Annotated in this window: 16 protein-coding genes; 7 read left to right on the plus strand and 9 right to left on the minus strand. The window is 63.1% G+C overall.

All coding sequences use genetic code 11. From position 1 onward, the window contains the following. Positions 1-144: 144 nt before the first annotated feature. The 7 genes from HYH07_RS17355 to hemJ all read right to left on the minus strand — a co-directional run bounded on the left by HYH07_RS17355 (position 145) and on the right by hemJ (position 8,827). Positions 145-1,032 (minus strand): ParB/RepB/Spo0J family partition protein, encoded by an 888-nt coding sequence (locus tag HYH07_RS17355; protein ID WP_220003625.1) that lies wholly within the window; start codon positions 1,030-1,032, stop codon positions 145-147. Between the two features lie 173 nt (positions 1,033-1,205). Continuing rightward, positions 1,206-2,087 carry a ParA family protein gene (locus tag HYH07_RS17360; RefSeq protein WP_220003626.1) on the minus strand — a complete coding sequence of 294 codons (882 nt, stop codon included), beginning with the start codon at positions 2,085-2,087 and terminating at the stop codon, positions 1,206-1,208. 30 nt (positions 2,088-2,117) lie between these two features. After that, positions 2,118-2,750: a 16S rRNA (guanine(527)-N(7))-methyltransferase RsmG gene (gene rsmG / locus HYH07_RS17365; protein WP_312016681.1), complete on the minus strand. Its 633-nt coding sequence runs from the start codon at positions 2,748-2,750 to the stop codon at positions 2,118-2,120. Between the two features lie 150 nt (positions 2,751-2,900). Next, on the minus strand, positions 2,901-4,781 hold the full coding sequence (mnmG, locus tag HYH07_RS17370; RefSeq protein WP_220003628.1) for a tRNA uridine-5-carboxymethylaminomethyl(34) synthesis enzyme MnmG: 1,881 nt from the start codon (positions 4,779-4,781) through the stop codon (positions 2,901-2,903). 435 nt (positions 4,782-5,216) lie between these two features. Then, on the minus strand, positions 5,217-6,563 hold the full coding sequence (gene mnmE / locus HYH07_RS17375; RefSeq protein ID WP_220003629.1) for a tRNA uridine-5-carboxymethylaminomethyl(34) synthesis GTPase MnmE: 1,347 nt from the start codon (positions 6,561-6,563) through the stop codon (positions 5,217-5,219). A 304-nt stretch (positions 6,564-6,867) separates the two neighbouring features. Then, positions 6,868-8,133, minus strand: a complete 1,266-nt coding sequence (rho, locus tag HYH07_RS17380) for a transcription termination factor Rho (protein WP_057751982.1) — start codon at positions 8,131-8,133, stop codon at positions 6,868-6,870. A 259-nt stretch (positions 8,134-8,392) separates the two neighbouring features. Beyond that, positions 8,393-8,827, minus strand: coding sequence for a protoporphyrinogen oxidase HemJ (gene hemJ, locus HYH07_RS17385; RefSeq protein WP_220003630.1), 435 nt, complete (start codon positions 8,825-8,827; stop codon positions 8,393-8,395). A gap of 461 nt (positions 8,828-9,288) precedes the next feature. On the opposite strand from hemJ, the gene HYH07_RS17390 reads away from it, so the two are divergent. Genes HYH07_RS17390 through dnaQ form a run of 4 tightly spaced genes read left to right on the plus strand, consistent with a single transcriptional unit; the run spans position 9,289 to position 12,132 of the window. Beyond that, entirely contained in the window at positions 9,289-10,134 is an 846-nt protein-coding gene (locus HYH07_RS17390) for a pyruvate, water dikinase regulatory protein (RefSeq protein ID WP_220003631.1), read from the plus strand. A gap of 8 nt (positions 10,135-10,142) precedes the next feature. Continuing rightward, positions 10,143-10,751 (plus strand): Maf family nucleotide pyrophosphatase, encoded by a 609-nt coding sequence (locus HYH07_RS17395; RefSeq protein WP_220003632.1) that lies wholly within the window; start codon positions 10,143-10,145, stop codon positions 10,749-10,751. A gap of 23 nt (positions 10,752-10,774) precedes the next feature. After that, the gene (gene coaE / locus HYH07_RS17400) at positions 10,775-11,374 is read left to right on the plus strand and encodes a dephospho-CoA kinase (protein WP_220003633.1); all 600 of its coding nucleotides are present in this window, start codon (positions 10,775-10,777) and stop codon (positions 11,372-11,374) included. Between the two features lie 41 nt (positions 11,375-11,415). After that, positions 11,416-12,132 (plus strand): DNA polymerase III subunit epsilon, encoded by a 717-nt coding sequence (gene dnaQ, locus HYH07_RS17405; RefSeq protein ID WP_220003634.1) that lies wholly within the window; start codon positions 11,416-11,418, stop codon positions 12,130-12,132. A 9-nt stretch (positions 12,133-12,141) separates the two neighbouring features. Here dnaQ and secB read toward each other — a convergent pair whose 3' ends face one another. Beyond that, positions 12,142-12,627: a protein-export chaperone SecB gene (gene secB, locus HYH07_RS17410; RefSeq protein ID WP_057752001.1), complete on the minus strand. Its 486-nt coding sequence runs from the start codon at positions 12,625-12,627 to the stop codon at positions 12,142-12,144. A gap of 428 nt (positions 12,628-13,055) precedes the next feature. Between secB and HYH07_RS17415 the strand changes: the two genes are divergently transcribed. From HYH07_RS17415 to HYH07_RS17425, 3 genes are read left to right on the plus strand one after another with little or no spacing between them, the layout of a single operon-like run. Continuing rightward, complete coding sequence (locus HYH07_RS17415) at positions 13,056-13,760, plus strand: Tim44/TimA family putative adaptor protein (protein ID WP_220003635.1); 705 nt, start codon at positions 13,056-13,058, stop codon at positions 13,758-13,760. Then, positions 13,738-15,273, plus strand: a complete 1,536-nt coding sequence (locus HYH07_RS17420) for a murein transglycosylase A (protein WP_220003636.1) — start codon at positions 13,738-13,740, stop codon at positions 15,271-15,273. Before HYH07_RS17415 ends, HYH07_RS17420 begins: the two co-directional genes overlap by 23 nt. After that, a complete protein-coding gene (locus tag HYH07_RS17425) occupies positions 15,270-15,860 on the plus strand; it encodes a Smr/MutS family protein (protein WP_220003637.1) in 591 nt (196 codons plus the stop codon). The genes HYH07_RS17420 and HYH07_RS17425 overlap by 4 nt, the downstream gene beginning before the upstream one ends. A 43-nt stretch (positions 15,861-15,903) precedes the next feature. Here HYH07_RS17425 and HYH07_RS17430 read toward each other — a convergent pair whose 3' ends face one another. Then, positions 15,904-17,028, minus strand: a complete 1,125-nt coding sequence (locus HYH07_RS17430; RefSeq protein WP_220003638.1) for a hypothetical protein — start codon at positions 17,026-17,028, stop codon at positions 15,904-15,906. Between the last annotated feature and the right edge of the window lie 76 nt (positions 17,029-17,104).

Below are 17,104 nucleotides of genomic sequence, written 5' to 3' on the forward strand. Positions count from 1 at the left end.
ATCCAGAATCCCTCCGCGGAAAGATTCTAGATTGCTTCGCTACGCTCGCAATGCCGATGTCGGCGCAGGCGCGTACCATACACTCCGCCGTCGTCCCGGCCCCCGTGCGCAATTGCGCACTAGGCAGCGACGACACCGAGAGAGTTACAGCCCGCCCTTCGCCAGCCGCTTCATCACCTCGTCGAGCTGATCGAGGTTGCGGTAGTTGATCTGGACCGAGCCGCCGGGATCGCGATGATTGACGGTGACCTTGAGGCCGAGCGCGTCGCTGACGCGCTTCTCGAGATCGATCGTATCAGGGTCCTTTTCCTTAGGCCCGGTCGAGCGCGGCTTTTGCGGCTTGCGCTCCGGGACGCCCTCTTCGTGCGCGAGCGCCTCGGTCTGGCGGACGTTGAGACCCTCCGCAACGATCCGCTTGGCGGCGGCGAGCGGATCCGGCACGCCGATCAGCGCGCGGGCGTGGCCGGCGGTCAACTCACCGGTCGCGATGAAGGCCTGCACCTCAGCCGGCAGCTTGGTCAGCCGCATCATGTTGGCGACGTGACTGCGGCTCTTGCCGACGACTTTCGCGATGTCGTCCTGGCTGCGTTTGAACTCGTTGGCGAGCGCATGATAGCCCTGCGCCTCTTCCATCGGATTGAGGTCTTCGCGCTGCACGTTCTCGACGATCGCGAATTCCAGCGCATCGCTGTCACTGATGTCGACCGGCACGATCGGCACCTCGTGCAGGCCAGCCATCTGCGAAGCGCGCCAGCGCCGCTCGCCGGCGATGATCTCGAAGCGATCCTGCGCGCCCTTGACGGGGCGGACCACGATCGGCTGGATCACGCCGTGCTGCTTGATGGACTCGCAGAGCTCCTTGAGCTCGGTGTCCGAAAACGTGCGGCGCGGGTTGCGCGGATTGGCCTTGATGAATTCGATCGGCACCTTGCGCTGCGCACGCGGACGGTCGACGTGCTGGGCTTCGCCGCCGACGTCACCGATCAGACTTGCAAGACCCCGGCCCAGTCGCGAACGCGCTTCATCGGCCATCGCCAGCTCCCTTGGATTCACGCTGCAGCACTCCAGAACTGAATTTTCTAATCGTAGAATTTTCTAATCGTAGGGTGGGTTAGCGAAGCGTAACCCACCTCTTCTGTTTCCGCGGAGATAGACAGTGGTGGGTTACGCCTTCGGCTAACCCACCCTACGGCACTCCGGCAACATCAATGCGTGACGCGCAGCTCGCGCTCGCGCTGGATCACCTCGGTGGCGAGCCGCAAATAGGCTTCGCTGCCGACGCATTTGAGATCGTAGACCAGCACCGGCTTGCCGTAGGACGGCGCCTCCGAGATGCGCACGTTGCGCGGGATCATGGTCTTATAGACTTTCTCGCCCATGAATTGGCGAACGTCGGCGACGACCTGGTTCGAGAGGTTGTTGCGCGAGTCGAACATGGTCAGCACGATGCCGTGGATCGACAGGTTCGGATTGAGAGTCGAGCGCACCTGCTCCACCGTCTGCAGCAATTGCGACAGACCTTCGAGCGCGAAGAACTCGCACTGCAGCGGCACCAGGATCGCGTCCGATGCGGCCATCGCGTTCACCGTGAGCAGGTTGAGCGAGGGCGGACAGTCGATCAGCACATAGGTGTAATCGGCATCCGGCGAGACGTTGTTGTTGAGCGAGGCGATCGCATCGCGCAGCTTGAAGGCGCGGCCGGCAGTGGTGCCAAGCTCGAGCTCGAGGCCGGAGAGATCCATGGTCGAGGGCGCGATGTGCAGCCGCGGCACCGCGGTCGACACGACGGCCTCGCGCAGAGGGGCCTCACCGATCAGCACGTCATAGGTCGAGCAGGAGCGGTTGCGGCGGTCGATGCCGAGACCGGTCGAGGCGTTGCCCTGCGGATCGAGATCGACGATCAGGACGCGCTCGCCGATCGCGGCGAGTGCGGTGCCAAGATTGATCGCGGTGGTTGTCTTTCCCACACCGCCCTTCTGATTCGCCAGCGCCAGGATGCGCGGGTGGCCATGCGGCACTTCAGCTTTTTCCCGGTCAGCTCTCTCCTGGGCGCCCTGGTCTTGCTGCGGTTCGTCCATCACGGTCATCGAAATTCCCCAACTCAACCCCTGAGCGCCTCACCCGCGCCGTTCAACTGAAGTCAGCTCGACGATCCAACCGTCACCCGTTCGGCTTCGGTGGAGTTGCGGCCGAATAATCCAATATTTAGCGGCTTCGGTCAATTCAGCCTCTACATCTTGACCCTTCGGAAATAACGCCTTTGCGCCCTGGCGCATCAGCGGCTCCGCAAAGCCGATGAGTTGATGTAGCGGAGCCAGCGCGCGCGCGGTGACGCAATCGACGGGGCCGGTGATTCTATCCACATTATCCCCGATCTCAGCGAGATGTACGACTCCCGGAGACGTGGTGACGCGGACAGCTTCGCGCAAAAAGGCGGCCTTCTTGGCGATTCGCTCGACGAGATGGACACGAGCGTCCGGGGTCCCCCCCATGGCGCAGGCCAGCACGACGCCGGGAAAACCGCCGCCGCTGCCGAGGTCGGCCCAGCGTTTTGCAGAAGGGGCGAGATCGACGAGCTGAAGCGAATCGGCGATGTGCCGGGTCCAGAGGTTCGGCAGGGTCGAGGGCGCGACCAGATTGGTCTTGGCCTGCCACTCCCGGAGCAAAGCGATATAGCGATCGAGCCGGGCCTCCGTTTCATGTGAAACGGGCGCGAGCTTGAGTGCCGCGTGCTTGTCGGCGGCGATGATGGAGTCGAGCGCCTGATCGTTGGCGCTGGCCTTGTCGATCCTCGGCCGGGCTGGTGCCGGATCTGGTCGATGACGAGCGCCCTCGCCGGCTCCAGGTCGTCGCGATAGCGGCCTGTCCCCGCCCGATCCGCGCTGTTTCACGTGAAACGCCTATGCGATTGCTTTGGACGACTTTCGGGCCTCGCGGCGGAGATAGGCCGCAAGGATGCCGAGCGCGGCCGGTGTCATGCCATCGATCCGGCTGGCCTGGCCAACGGTGAACGGCCGCGCCTTCTCCAGCTTGGCCCGGACTTCATTGGAGAGACCGGGGACGAGGCCATAGTCGACCTCCGACAGCACCATGCCTTCGTCGCGCCGGAAGGCTTCGACGTCAGCGCTCTGGCGCTCCAGATAGACGTCGTACTTGGCGTCGATCTCGAGATGGGTGGCGATGACCGGATCGATGGACGCCAGCTCCGGCCAGATCGCGCGGACCTGGCTCCAGCCGATCTCGGGATAGGCCATCAGCTCGAAAGCCGAGCGGCGCTGGCCGTCCCGGTTGAGGGATAGCCCGTGCTTGATCGCCTCGTTCGGGGTGATGGTCAGGGACTTCGAGAGGGTTCGGGCGGCGTTCAGCGCAGCCATCTTGGCGCGATGGTGCCTGATACGGGCGCTGCCGACGCAGCCCAGCGCGATCCCCTTCTCGGTCAGTCGCTGATCGGCATTGTCGGCCCGCAGGGTCAGCCGGTACTCGGCCCGCGAGGTGAACATCCGATAGGGCTCGGTGATCCCTCGGGTGACGAGGTCGTCGATCATCACGCCGAGATAGCCGTCGGCACGGTCGAACACGGTCAATGCAGCGTCGCCGGCGGCGAGCGCTGCATTGAGGCCGGCGACAATGCCCTGGCCCGCGGCTTCCTCATATCCCGTGGTGCCGTTGATCTGCCCGGCCAGGAAGAGACCGCGCAGTCGCTTGGTCTGGAGGGTCGGATCGAGCTCCCGGGGATCGATGTGATCGTATTCGATGGCATAGCCCGGGCGGACCATTTTCACCTGCTCGAGGCCGGGTATGGTCGCGAGGATCGCGAGCTGGACCTCCTCCGGCAGCGAGGTCGAGATGCCGTTGGGGTAGACCGTGCTGTCATCGAGCCCTTCTGGCTCCAGGAAGATCTGGTGGCCGTCGCGATCGCCGAAGCGGACGATCTTGTCCTCGATCGATGGGCAATAGCGCGGACCGGAGCTCTTGATCTGGCCCGAGTACATGGGGGAGCGATGGACGTTGGCCCGGATCACCTCATGGGTCGCGGCGGTGGTCCGGGTGATGCCGCACTGGATCTGCGGAGTCGTGATCCGCTCGGTCATCACCGAGAACGGCTCCGGCGGCTCGTCGCCCGGCTGCATTTCGACCGCGGACCAGTCGATGGTCGAGCCGTCCAGACGCGGCGGAGTGCCCGTCTTGAGGCGTCCGAGGGTAAACCCGGCTCGCTCAAAGGAGGCTGAAAGGCCCATCGCAGGGGCCTCGCCGACCCGGCCCGCGGGCCAATTCCTCTCACCGAGATGGATCAGACCACGCAGGAAGGTGCCCGTTGTGACCACAACAGCCCCTGCCCGAAGCTCCCGGCCATCGGCCAGGCGCAGTCCTGTGACCCGGCCCTCGACCACGATCAGTTCGTCGGCCTCACCTTCGATGACGAACAGGCCTGCAGTCTCCCGGATCGCGGCCTGCATTGCGGCGGCATAAAGCTTGCGGTCGGCCTGGGCGCGTGGACCACGGACTGCCGGACCCTTGCGGCGGTTCAGGACCCGAAATTGAATGCCACCTGCGTCGCCGACTCGGCCCATCAGACCATCGAGGGCATCGACCTCGCGGACCAGATGGCCCTTGCCGAGACCACCGATGGCGGGATTGCAGGACATCGCGCCGACGGTGGAGAACCGGTGCGTCACCAGCGCGGTCACGGCGCCCATTCGCGCAGCCGCAGCCGCGGCTTCACAGCCGGCATGGCCGCCGCCAATGACGATGACGTCGAAACTCTCTCGCTCCTGTGGCATGGGCGGACTTCTAGCTCAGCGAGGGGAAAGCCGGAAGTAGAAACTGGATATACGGCTGTTTCACGTGAAACGAGGCCGCGGGGCGCGCCCGACCGGCTTCTGCGAAACAACCCCATGCAAAGTAGGAAAGCCCATTCGGAGGGATCTGTTTCACGTGAAACAGATGGGGCGCTAGGTGGGCGGAGAGAATGGATCGAGCTCACCCCTCCGGGCACGTCATTGCGAGCGCAGCGAAGCAACCAAGAATCCCCCGCGGGAGGCGTCTTGGATGGCTTTGTCGCAAGCGCTCCTCTCCCGGACGTTTCACGTGAAACAAATCGGCGACTGGCGTGGGTCCGGGCCGTTTCACGTGAAACAAGTCGAACCTCCCCGCTGCTGTTTCAAGTGAAACACAAGCAATGGAACAAGTGCTAGTTCTACATTGAAGAACTAGCCCTACTTTCCAATACAGAATTTCTGGAAGATGGCTCCAAGGACGTCCTCGACGTCCACCCGGCCGAGCAGCCGGCCCAGGGCATAGGCGGCGGCACGCAATTCTTCGGCGGCCAGCTCTTCGCCCTCTTCTACAAGCTCCAGGCTCCGGCGCAAGCTGTCCGACGCCTGGCTCAACAAATCCCGCTGGCGGGCTCGAGTCACCATTCCGCCCTCGGTGGTCCCAAAGAAATCCGAGGCGAATTGAACGAGGGCGTCGACCAGCTCGGCAATGCCATCGCCGCGGCTCGCCGAGATTGCGAATTCGCCGCGCGGATCGGCGCCACCGAGGTCGATCTTGTTGCGCACGATCCAGACTGACCCATCTGGCCGCTCGCCCTCTTCGGATCTCCGAAGCAACCGTACCGCGTCCGGATCGGCGGCATGCCCTCCCTCCACCAGCCACAGCACCAGGTCGGCATCGTCGGCCCGCGCCCTCGCCCGGCGCACGCCTTCCTGCTCGACGGGATCATCGGTGTCGCGGATCCCGGCCGTGTCGATGACGGTGACCGGGTAGCCGTCGAGATCGAGCTGCACCTCGATCACGTCGCGCGTGGTCCCGGCGTGCGGCGAGACGATCGCGACCTCGCGGCGGGCGAGCTGGTTCATCAGCGTCGACTTGCCGACATTCGGCTCGCCGGCGATGGCAACCACGAGTCCGTCGCGCAGGCGTTCAGAATGTCCCTGTGTTGCAAGGACTTTTGCAATTTCGTCGTAAAGCGCCTGGATCGCTTTCACCGCCGGCGCCCTCAGCTCCGCCGGCACATCGCCTTCATCGGAAAAATCGATGCCGGCCTCGATCAGCGCGGACGCTTCGATGATGCGCTCGCGCCAGTCCCGCGCGCGATGGCCGAGCAGACCCTGCAACTGCCGCAGCGCCTGGCGCCGCTGACGATCCGTGTCAGCGTGAATGAGATCGTCAAGACCCTCGGCTTCGGTGAGATCGAGCTTGCCGTTCTCGAACGCGCGCCGCGTGAACTCGCCGGGCTCGGCCGCGCGCGTATTCGGAATTTGAGAAATAGCGGCGAGAAGCGCGGCGAGCACCGCGCGGCCGCCATGGACGTGGAATTCGGCGACATCCTCGCCGGTCGCGCTGCCCGGCCCCGGAAACCAGAGCACGACCGCATCGTCGATCGGTTCACCCGTGCCGTCGCGAAGCACGCGGCGGCTTGCTTGCCGCGGTGTCGGCAGCCTGCCCGCGAGCGATGTCAGCACGAGCCGAGCTTGCGGACCGGAGACACGCACCAAGGCGATCGCGCTCGGCGGTCGGCCGGACGACAGCGCAAAGATGGTCTGGTCTCGCGGGTGCATGGCCTATTTGTCCACCTGGGAGGGAAAAGGCAAATGGCCATGGCTGCGGACGCTGGTGGGCTGTTCCAATCCGCAACAACCCATATTGCACTGCAATATAAAGTGCAGCATTTTGCTGCAGAAATCCCTTCAGCCGCAATATCGGCGCAACAAGAATCGATATTTTTCAGATATATCAAAGCGATATATCGAAACAGACTTCGAATCCCAAGCCGGACAGTTATGCTGCACCCTTTCCGCAGCAAAGCCGCGCAACAAAAAGGGGCGCCCCGAGGGCGCCCCAAAATGTTTCTGCCACCCTGGCTCAGGTGTTCATGGAGTCGAAGAACTCCGAATTGCTCTTGGTCGAGCGCAGCTTGTCGAGCAGGAAGTCGATCGCGTCCATCGTGCCCATCGGATTGAGGATGCGGCGGAGCACGTACATCTTTTTGAGCACCTGCGGATCGGTGATGAGCTCCTCTTTGCGGGTGCCGGAGCGTGAGATGTCAATGGCCGGGAAGGTGCGCTTGTCCGAGACCTTGCGGTCGAGGATCAGTTCCGAGTTACCGGTGCCCTTGAACTCTTCGAAGATGACTTCGTCCATGCGGCTGCCGGTATCGACCAGCGCGGTCGCGATGATGGTGAGCGAACCGCCCTCCTCGATGTTGCGGGCGGCACCGAAGAAGCGCTTCGGGCGCTGCAGCGCGTTGGCGTCGACACCACCGGTCAGCACCTTGCCGGAAGACGGCACCACGGTGTTGTAGGCGCGCCCGAGGCGCGTGATCGAATCGAGCAGGATGACGACGTCGCGGCCGTGCTCGACCAGGCGCTTGGCTTTCTCGATCACCATCTCGGCGACCTGGACGTGACGCACCGCCGGCTCGTCGAAGGTCGACGACACCACCTCGCCCTTCACCGAGCGCTGCATGTCGGTGACCTCTTCCGGACGCTCGTCGATCAAGAGCACGATCAGATAGCAATCGGGATGATTGGCCGTGATCGAATGCGCGATGTTCTGCATCAGCACGGTCTTACCCGTGCGCGGCGGCGCGACGATCAGCGCGCGCTGGCCCTTGCCGATCGGCGCGACGATATCGATCACGCGTGCGGACAGGTCTTTGCGCGTCGGATCGTCGATTTCCATGCGGAAACGCTGATTCGGAAACAGCGGCGTGAGGTTGTCGAAATTGACCTTGTGCTTGGCCTTTTCCGGGTCCTCGAAATTGAGCGTGTTGACCTTCAGCAGCGCAAAATAGCGCTCGCCCTCTTTCGGGCTGCGAATATGGCCTTCGATGGTGTCGCCGGTGCGCAGGCCAAAGCGGCGGATCTGCGAGGGCGAAACGTAGATGTCGTCAGGGCCCGGCAGATAATTGGCATCGGGCGAGCGGAGGAAGCCGAAGCCGTCGGAGAGCACCTCGACGACGCCCTGGCCGACAATGTCGGTTTCGGCGAGCGCGAGCTGCTTGAGGATAGCGAACAACAGCTCCTGCTTGCGCATGGTGCTGGCATTCTCGACCCCATTCTCCTCCGCGAACGAGACGAGCTCGGCCGGCGTTTTGGATTTGAGGTCTTCGAGTTTGATTTCCCGCATTGGGGTGGTCCTGTGGGGTAACCTTGGGAGGGGTGCGAGGAGGCTCTGAAATGCGGACGTGAGAAGGTAAGGTCCGCAGGTCTGGCAAGGTTAACTGCCGGTGGGGGCTTCAAACCTGATGCGGTGTCCGGCCTTCAAAAGCTCGGACACAACCACATCCGCCTGCGTTGGGTGGGATATCGATAATATAGAAAATCGCTTTCCACTCCGCAAGCCGAAGCTCTGAGCGATCGTTCACGTTTCCTGCCTCAAATCTCGCCTAGAACGGCTTCACGATCACCATGATGACGATGATGATCATCAGGACGGTCGGCACCTCATTGATAATCCGGAAGAATTTCTGGCTGTGCGGGCGCTTGTCGGCGGCGAAGTCCTTGAGCCAGCGGGAAAAAAAGCCGTGGACCGCGGACAGCGCCAGCACCATTGCCAGTTTTACGTGCAGCCAGCCGAAGGTGAACCAATGGCCTGCCCAGGCGAGATACAGCCCGGCGAGCCAGGTGAGGATCATGGCGGGGTTGATGATCGCCTTGAGCAGGCGGCGCTCCATGACCTTGAAGGTTTCGGACTGCTTCGAGCCGATCTCGGCTTCGCAGTGATAGACGAACAGCCTGGGCAGATAGAGCATGCCGGCCATCCAGGCGATGACCGCGATCACGTGCACCGCCTTGATCCAGAGATAGACGTCTTCAAACATGTCAGGCGTCCGACTTTGCGCCCAGCCGTCAGGCGGGCTGGGGATAGTAAGAACTCGTTAAGGTCTCGCCTGCACACATATCCGTCCCTAGGGCCTTCCTCAAATCTAGAATCTTAGATTCTTAAAGGTTTGAGTCTGAGTGACCGTGGATTGGACTCACACAATGCCGTCCGCGCGATCGCGCGCGCTTGTTCACATCCATCAACACGTCCCGAGCCGGTTCCCGTCCGGCCAGATAAATGGTCCTGATACAAAGGCTTGCGCATTTATGTCCGCAGCCTATCAACGGGGTTATCCGCGCAATCCCGCTTCGCTCTGGGCAGGCCGTCGGATTTGTTCTGGCGGGCAGCGGTGTGAAGAAAATTGGCAGATGTCCCGCCCCTGGTGTCGCGCAACCCTTTCCGAGGGGTTAAGCTCCACAGAAATCCACAAACCACACAGCCCCCATACAAAGAGTTTTTGTGCCGACCTCGAGCAATTATTTCCATCTGCACCTCGTCTCCGATTCCACCGGCGAGACCCTGATTACTGTCGCGCGCGCCGTCGCAGCGCAGTACGCGAATGTCACGCCGGTCGAGCATGTCTATCCGCTGGTGCGCAGCCAGAAGCAGCTCGACCGCGTGCTCGACGAGATCGAGGAAGCGCCCGGGATCGTGCTGTTCACGCTGCTGGAGAAGGATCTGGTCTCCAGGCTCGAGGACAAGTGCAAGGCGATCAATGTTCCGAGCCTGTCGATCATCGGCCCGGTCATGCAATTGTTCGAAGCCTATCTGGGTGCTGCAACCACGGGCCGCGTCGGTGCGCAGCACGTGCTCAACGCCGAATATTTCAAGCGCATCGATGCGCTGAACTACACGATGATCCATGACGACGGGCAGCATGTCGAAGGTCTGGAGGAAGCCGACGTCGTGCTGGTCGGAGTCTCTCGGACCTCGAAGACGCCGACCTCGATCTATCTCGCCAATCGCGGCATCCGCACCGCCAACGTGCCGCTGGTTCCGGGCATTCCAGTGCCTGCGCAGCTGGAGACATTGACCCGGCCGCTGGTGGTGAGCCTGCATGCGACGCCGGAACGCCTGATCCAGATCCGCCAGAACCGCCTGCTCTCGATGGGCGCCGAATCCGGATCCGGCAGTGACTCCTATACCGACAGGCAATCGGTGACCGAAGAGGTCGCGTTTGCGCGCAAGCTGAGCGCCAAGCACGACTGGCCGCTGCTCGACGTCACCCGGCGCTCCATCGAGGAAACTGCAGCCGCGATCATGAAGCTCTACAGCGATCGCCAGCGCAACCGGCCGTCGGAATAGCTTTCGACATGGGTCTATGGCGCGGCAAAACTCCGTTGATCCTGGCCTCGCAGAGCAGCGCACGCAAAATGCTGTTGGCGAATGCCGGACTCGAATTCAAGGCCATGACGGCTGACATCGACGAACGCGGCATTCAGGCCACGTCCAAGCTCTCGAATCCGCGTGAGATCGGCCTGCTGCTGGCACGCGAGAAGGCGAAAGCGGTCTCGACCAATCATCCGGGAAGCTATGTGATCGGTGCCGACCAGACGCTGGCGCTCGGCGACCGCCTGTTTAACAAGCCTGCCGGCCGCACCCAGGCGCTGGCACAATTGCGAGATCTCGCGGGCCGCACGCACGAGCTGAATTCAGCCGTGGCGGTGGCACATGACGGCAAGATCGTCTTTGAGGACGTCTCGATTGCTCGCATGACCATGCGGCAGATGGCCGAGGCCGAGCTTTCAGCCTATCTCGACGCGGCTGGCGAGGCGGTCACGACCAGCGTCGGCGCCTATCAGCTCGAAGGGCTGGGCATCCATCTGTTCGAACGCCTCGAGGGCGACCATTTCACCATTCTCGGCCTGCCGCTGCTGCCGTTGCTTGCGTTCCTGCGGCGCGAGCGGCTGGTTGCGGTCTAACTGACAGGGATGGCTGCGCGCCGATGCGGATCCTGGGACTAACCGGCTCGATCGGGATGGGTAAATCCACCACCGCAAAGTTGTTCGCGGAGGCGGGCGTGCCCGTCTACGACGCCGATGCCGCTGTCCATCAGCTCTATGAAGGTGAGGCCGCGCCGGCGATCGAGGCCGCCTTCCCCGGCACCACCGCGAACGGCAAGGTCGACAGGACCAAACTGTCCGCACGGGTGGTGCACGATCCCGCCGCGATCAAGCAGCTCGAGCAGATCGTTCATCCGATGCTCGGCGCTTCCAGGCAAAAATTTTTTGCCGACGCGGAGGCGGCCAAGGTGCCGGTCGTGGTGCTCGATATCCCGCTGCTGTTCGAGACCGGCGGCGAGAAGCGGGTCGACGCCGTCGTCGTGGTCTCGACCTCGCCAGAGCTCCAGCGCGAGCGCGTGCTGGCGCGGGGAACCATGGACGAGGCCAAGCTCGACGCCATCATCGCCAAGCAGATGCCCGACGCCGAAAAGCGCAAGCGGGCAGATTTCGTCGTGGATACCTCGCACGGACTTGAGCCGGTGCGCGCGCAAATCGCGTACATCCTGGCCGAGGTCGTTAAGATGCCGCGGCGGCGGACCTGATTCGCCGAGTTCTACGGCTTCCTGCACGGCACCTCAAAATCATGCGTGAAATCGTTCTCGATACTGAAACCACCGGCCTCGACCCGCTGCGCGGCGATCGCCTGGTCGAAATCGGCTGCGTCGAGATCTTCAACCGCATGCCGACGGGGCAGACCTATCACGTCTATATCAACCCCGAGCGGGACATGCCGGCGGAAGCCTTTGCGGTGCATGGACTGTCGTCCGAGTTTCTCTCGACCAAGCCGCTATTCCATGAGGTAGTCGACGAATTCCTGGCATTCATCGGCGATGCGCCGCTGGTGATCCACAACGCTTCGTTCGACATCAGCTTCATCAATGCCGAGCTCGACCGGATCAAGCGCGCGCCGATTCCGCGCGAGCGGCTGGTCGATACGCTGCTGCTGGCGCGGCGCAAGCATCCCGGCGTGTCGAACCGGCTCGACGATCTCTGTTCGCGCTATTCGATCGACAATTCACACCGCACCAAGCACGGCGCGTTGCTCGACTCTGAGCTTCTGGCTGAGGTTTACGTCGATCTGGTTGGAGCGCGGCAGTCGCAGCTGCTGCTTGCGTCGGAGACCGAGGAAATTCGCGTCAATACCGCCGGCGATGCGCCGCGGCGGCAGCGGCCGGTAGCCCTTGCGCCACGGGTGTCAGACGCCGAGCGCGAGGCCCACCGGGCCTTCATCGCAACAATGGGCGAAAAGGCGATCTGGAACGAATATCTCGCCGCTCCAGTCGCCTCTCCGGCTGGCTAGATCGACAGCTCAGGCCTGACCGGCCGGCTGCTGAGCGGCCATTTGCCGCTCCATGTTCTGGCGATAGAGACCGACGAAGTCGACCGGGTCCAGCATCAGCGGCGGGAACCCACCGTCGCGCACGGCGGTGGCAATGATCTCGCGGGCGAATGGGAACAGCAGGCGCGGGCATTCGATCATCACCAGCGGGTGCAAATTCTCTTTCGGCACGTTGGCGATGCGGAACACGCCCGCATAGGCCAGCTCGAACGAGAACATCACCTTGCCAGCGGTCTCCGCCTTGCCTTCGACCGACAGCGTCACCTCGAATTCGGTTTCGCTGAGGTTGTTGGCGCTGACATTGATCTGGATATTGATCTGGGGCGGCTGGCTCTGCTGCTGGAGCGAGCTCGGCGCGTTCGGATTCTCGAACGACAGGTCCTTGGTATATTGCGCCAGCACATTGAGCTGGGGAGCCTGGGCCGCCTCGGGAGGGGTGCCGTTACCGTTGGTCATCAAAATCTCTCCTTACCCGATTGGGGCTGAATTTCGCGGCGGTTGGCTAACATAGGGCCGCCTCATTCCACAAGGACGAACGGCGCCCGGAGAGTCGATCCGGGCTCCGCCCAGAACTGTGACGCTTGACCCCGGCCTGGACACCAAATCGCACGTTAAACGCTTGAAGACGCGCGATTTCCGCCCCACGATCGGGTTTCCCCTCAAGCATAAAACGCGCTACACTTGCCGGTGTGCCAAAAGGCGCCATTGGCCGGGCCAGATTTCGTGCCTACATCCCGCGGACGAGACGCGCGGGCCAAAAAGGGTGATGTCATCTTGCTGTTCCGGTATGGAACGGTCTACTGGCCGGATTGATTTTCCCGGCAGCGACCCCAAAGAAGCCTTGGCCCAAAAAAACTTGGGTAAAGACCAGAAAGCGATACGACGTGGACATCTACACCATCATCTTCCTTGCGCTGGCGGTCTTTATTTTCCTGCGGCTGCGTAGCGTGCTGGGGCAGCGGACGGGCAACGAGCGCCCGCCGTTCGACCGCACCGCCCGCAATGCGCTGGGTGGTGCCCCGGACAAGAACGTCGTGACCATGCCGGGCAAGGTGATCGATCAGCCGCCGCTGGCGCCGACGGCGGAGCCGGCGCCGCCGTCGGACCGCTGGAAGGGTCTGACCGAGCCGGGCACCGCACTGGCCCAGGGTCTCGACGCCATCGTCGAGCGGGATTCCACCTTCGAACCGCGCCACTTCCTGTCCGGCGCCCGCGGCGCCTATGAGATGATCGTGCTGGCCTTTGCCAATGGCGATCGCCGCTCGCTGCGCGACCTGCTCTCGTCGGAGGTCTATGAAAGCTTCGACGCTGCGATCAAGGACCGCGAGAAGAACGAGCAGAAAACCGAGACGCGTTTCGTCTCGATCGACAAGGCCGAGTTGGTCGGCGCCGAGCTGCGCGACCGTACGGCGCAGCTGACCGTGCGTTTCGTCTCGCAGATGATCTCGGTCACCCGTGACAAGGCCGGCAACATCGTCGATGGCAATCCCGACAAGGTCGCCGACATCACTGACATCTGGACTTTCGCCCGCGACACCACCTCTCGCGATCCGAACTGGAAGTTGGTTGGCACCGGAAGCGCGAATTAAGATCCTTCTGAAGAACAGCGCGACGGCGCTTTGCGCAGGCCTCGTCGTGCTGGCTTCGTTTTCGCTTGGTGCCGAGGCTGCGCGGCGCCACTACCGCAGTCATCATCATCGCGCTCCCCAAGTCGCCGCGATCCCGCCGCGCGCGCTGCCCTATCCGCAGCTCCCGCTCCCATTCGAAATTCCCGGCGCGCAATATCTGCCGCTGGCCTGGGCCGACGTGAAGGGCTGGAGCGACGACGATCATCTCGCCGCCTACAAGACCTTTCGCGCCAGCTGCCGCTCGATCAACGCACAGACCGGCGCGCCTGAACCCAAGGCTCTCGAACCAAAGGCGTTAGGCGGCTCGTTGAGCGAACCCTGCCGTGCCGCCAAGTCGCGCGAGCCGAGCGACGATGCCGGCGCAAAGGCTTTCTTCGAGGAAAATTTTTCGCCGCTGCGCATCTCGCGCCTCGGAGAGCCCGATGGCTTCGTCACCGGCTATTACGAGCCGGTGCTGGAGGGATCGCGCACGCAGAGCGAAATCTACAGCGTGCCGGTCTATCGCCGCCCCTCCAACCTGTTCGTGCGCGGCTTCAATCAGGCCTCGGTCAACCTGCCCAACAAGGGGCCTGTGTATCGCAAGATCGGCCGCCGCAAGCTCGTGCCCTATTACGACCGCGGCGAGATCGAGGACGGCAAGATCGCCGGCCGCGGGCTGGAGATCGCCTGGCTGAAGGACCCGACAGATCTCTTGTTCGCCCAGATCCAGGGCTCGGCGCGGATCAAGTTCGAGGACGGCTCGACCATCCGGCTCAATTACGATTCCTATAACGGCTATCCCTACACGGCGGTCGGGCGCATCCTGATCGAGCGCGGCATCATTCCGAAGGAAGAGATGTCGATGCAGAAGATCAGGGAGTGGATGGCGCAAAACCCCGATGGCGCCAAGGAGCTGCGGCGGCAGAACCGCTCCTACATCTTCTTCCACGAGGTCAATCTGTCCGACAAGGACGAGGCGGTCGGGGCGCAAGGCATTCCGCTGACCGCCGGCCGCTCGATCGCGGTCGACAAGTCGCTGCATGTCTATGGCACGCCGTTCTTCATCGAAGGCGAGCTGCCGATCGAGTCCGACCGCGCCAGGACGCCGTTCCATCGTTTGATGATCGCGCAGGATACCGGCTCCGCCATTATCGGGCCTGCCCGCGCGGATCTCTATTTTGGTGCGGGGCTTGAAGCCGGCCGTGTCTCGGGACGGCTGCGCCACCCCATGCATTTCGTGATGCTGGTGCCGAAGAGCCTCGATCCTAATGTGCGCGCAGCCAGGCTGCCGGTGCCGGATCCGCGGCCGTCGGAGAAGATCGCAAAACTGTTTCCGCAAGCACCTGCGGCGAAGCCGGTTGCGTCCGTCGCAACCTCAGGCAAGGACGAGACCGTCGCTGTTGCGAGCCCGGTGCCGCTTCCGGCGCCGCGTCCTGTGATAGAACCTGTCCGCGAACCGCGCAGGCACATGAAGACCCGTCCCCACCAGCAATGAAGCGATCGTCCCGTCCGCCCGTGCTGGATCCGCGTCCCTCGCCGCGCCGTCGTGGCTTAAGCGAAGAAGATCGCGAGCTGTGGGATCTCGTCGCAAAGCAAGTCAAGCCGCTGCGGAAGCCTCGTGCGGCCAAGCTGCACACCGCGCCGCGCGCTGAGCCGTCGCCGGCAGCGCCGGTCGCCAAGCAAGCCTTGTCGCCGCGACTCCTGGCTGCGGCCTCGGCCCCGCGGCCGTCAAAACCGTCGTTGCCGCCGCTCGCCCCTCTCGGCAAGCGCGAACGCACAAAACTCTCGCGCGGCCGCAGCGAGATCGAGGCGCGGCTTGATCTGCACGGCATGACCCAGACGCGTGCCCACCGCGCGCTGACGGGTTTCCTGCACCGTGCCCATCATGATGGCCTGACCTTCGTGCTTGTGATTACCGGCAAGGGCCGCAGCGGCGGCGAAAGCGGCGTGCTGCGTCGGCAAGTGCCGGAATGGCTGAGCCTGCCCGAATTCCGCGCTTTCGTGGTCGGGTTCGAGGAAGCCGGCATCGGCCACGGCGGCGAGGGCGCGCTGTATGTGCGGATCCGGCGGGCGAGGTATTAGTGGCTCTACACCTCTCCCGCTTGCGGGAGAGGTCGCGCACCGTCTAAAACGGCCGCACAATTCCGACGCGCGGGATCAGGGTGATGATCAGGCCGAAGATGTTTGTCTTCCTGTCCTCGGCCGGAATCAGCGGCGTGTCGTGCCTGGCCGGCAGCATCTTCACGGCGTGCAGGATCAGGACCATGCACACCGCCCAGCTCGACATCCAGCGCGAATAGTCGAACACCATCGCGAACATCACGAGATAGGCGAGGCTGACGCCGATCAGGGCCGCGATGACGAGGCGACGGTGAAGATCGCTCGCGAGGGCGCGGATCAGGTCGGCGAAAAAGCGCCATAGCGGCGTGTGCAGCCAGAACAGCAGCGCGAACACGGGAATGCCGAGGCTGTTGTGCGGCAGCCAAGCCCAGGTGTCGGAGATTTCCTTCGAGAGCGGCTGATACCAGATGTAGGCGAACTGCAGCAGATCCTCGCGTGACGAATCGGCCATCCGGCTCTTCAGATAGGCGAGAAAATCGGCCTGCGGGATCGGCATGGTGCCGAGGAACTGCGCGGCGAAGAACAGCGCGCCGATGCAGAGCAATGCCACGAGGCCGAATGCGACATTGGCTCTGGTGATGCCGTGCGAGAGATAATGCCTGATGACGACGATGGTGATGATCGTCGGCACATACATCAAGAGATGAATGTGGTGGATCAGCACGAGAATGATCGAGAACAGCGCGGCACTCGCCACGAACAGCAATGAGCCCGCCGGCATCAGCAGCAGGACCAGCGCGAAGAGACAGCCATAGATGTCGAAATGGCCGAGCGTGTGCATGAAATTCTTCAGGAAGTACGGCGAGCCCGCGATGAAGACGAACAGCGGCAGCGTCTTCGCGGTGAAGCCGAACGTCTTCTGAAACAGCCGCACGAACAGCGCCAGCGTCGCCAGCCACGCCGTTCCTGAGATCGCGAACACCAGCCACACCGGCACCTTCGCGGTGAACAGCGCAACGATCGCCCCGATCAGGGCGCGCTTGATGAAGCCGAAATGATAGTCGACGACAAGATGGATGTAGGGGACGTAAGGCGGCAGCTTCACCTTGTGAATGAAGACGCCGATGATCACGGCCGCGTTGATCGCGAGCAGCAGCCGCCAGGGGTTTTTCTTGACGTCAGCGAGCATGTGGCACCAGCAGCACGCCACACTCCGCCGTCGCCCCGGGCAAGCGAAGCGCGACCCGGGACCCATAACCACAGGA

Source organism: Bradyrhizobium sp. BR 10261 (assembly GCF_019455395.1).
Taxonomy (GTDB): Bacteria; Pseudomonadota; Alphaproteobacteria; order Rhizobiales; family Xanthobacteraceae; genus Bradyrhizobium; species Bradyrhizobium manausense.

Bases quoted from the DNA above. Each gene is read 5' to 3' on its own strand.
- HYH07_RS17355 (WP_220003625.1), bottom strand. From the start codon at position 1,032: ATGGCCGATGAAGCGCGTTCGCGACTGGGCCGGGGTCTTGCAAGTCTG.
- HYH07_RS17360 (WP_220003626.1), bottom strand. From the start codon at position 2,087: ATGACCGTGATGGACGAACCGCAGCAAGACCAGGGCGCCCAGGAGAGA.
- mnmG (WP_220003628.1), bottom strand. From the start codon at position 4,781: ATGCCACAGGAGCGAGAGAGTTTCGACGTCATCGTCATTGGCGGCGGC.
- mnmE (WP_220003629.1), bottom strand. From the start codon at position 6,563: ATGCACCCGCGAGACCAGACCATCTTTGCGCTGTCGTCCGGCCGACCG.
- rho (WP_057751982.1), bottom strand. From the start codon at position 8,133: ATGCGGGAAATCAAACTCGAAGACCTCAAATCCAAAACGCCGGCCGAG.
- hemJ (WP_220003630.1), bottom strand. From the start codon at position 8,827: ATGTTTGAAGACGTCTATCTCTGGATCAAGGCGGTGCACGTGATCGCG.
- HYH07_RS17395 (WP_220003632.1), top strand. From the start codon at position 10,143: ATGGGTCTATGGCGCGGCAAAACTCCGTTGATCCTGGCCTCGCAGAGC.
- coaE (WP_220003633.1), top strand. From the start codon at position 10,775: ATGCGGATCCTGGGACTAACCGGCTCGATCGGGATGGGTAAATCCACC.
- dnaQ (WP_220003634.1), top strand. From the start codon at position 11,416: ATGCGTGAAATCGTTCTCGATACTGAAACCACCGGCCTCGACCCGCTG.
- secB (WP_057752001.1), bottom strand. From the start codon at position 12,627: ATGACCAACGGTAACGGCACCCCTCCCGAGGCGGCCCAGGCTCCCCAG.
- HYH07_RS17425 (WP_220003637.1), top strand. From the start codon at position 15,270: ATGAAGCGATCGTCCCGTCCGCCCGTGCTGGATCCGCGTCCCTCGCCG.
- HYH07_RS17430 (WP_220003638.1), bottom strand. From the start codon at position 17,028: ATGCTCGCTGACGTCAAGAAAAACCCCTGGCGGCTGCTGCTCGCGATC.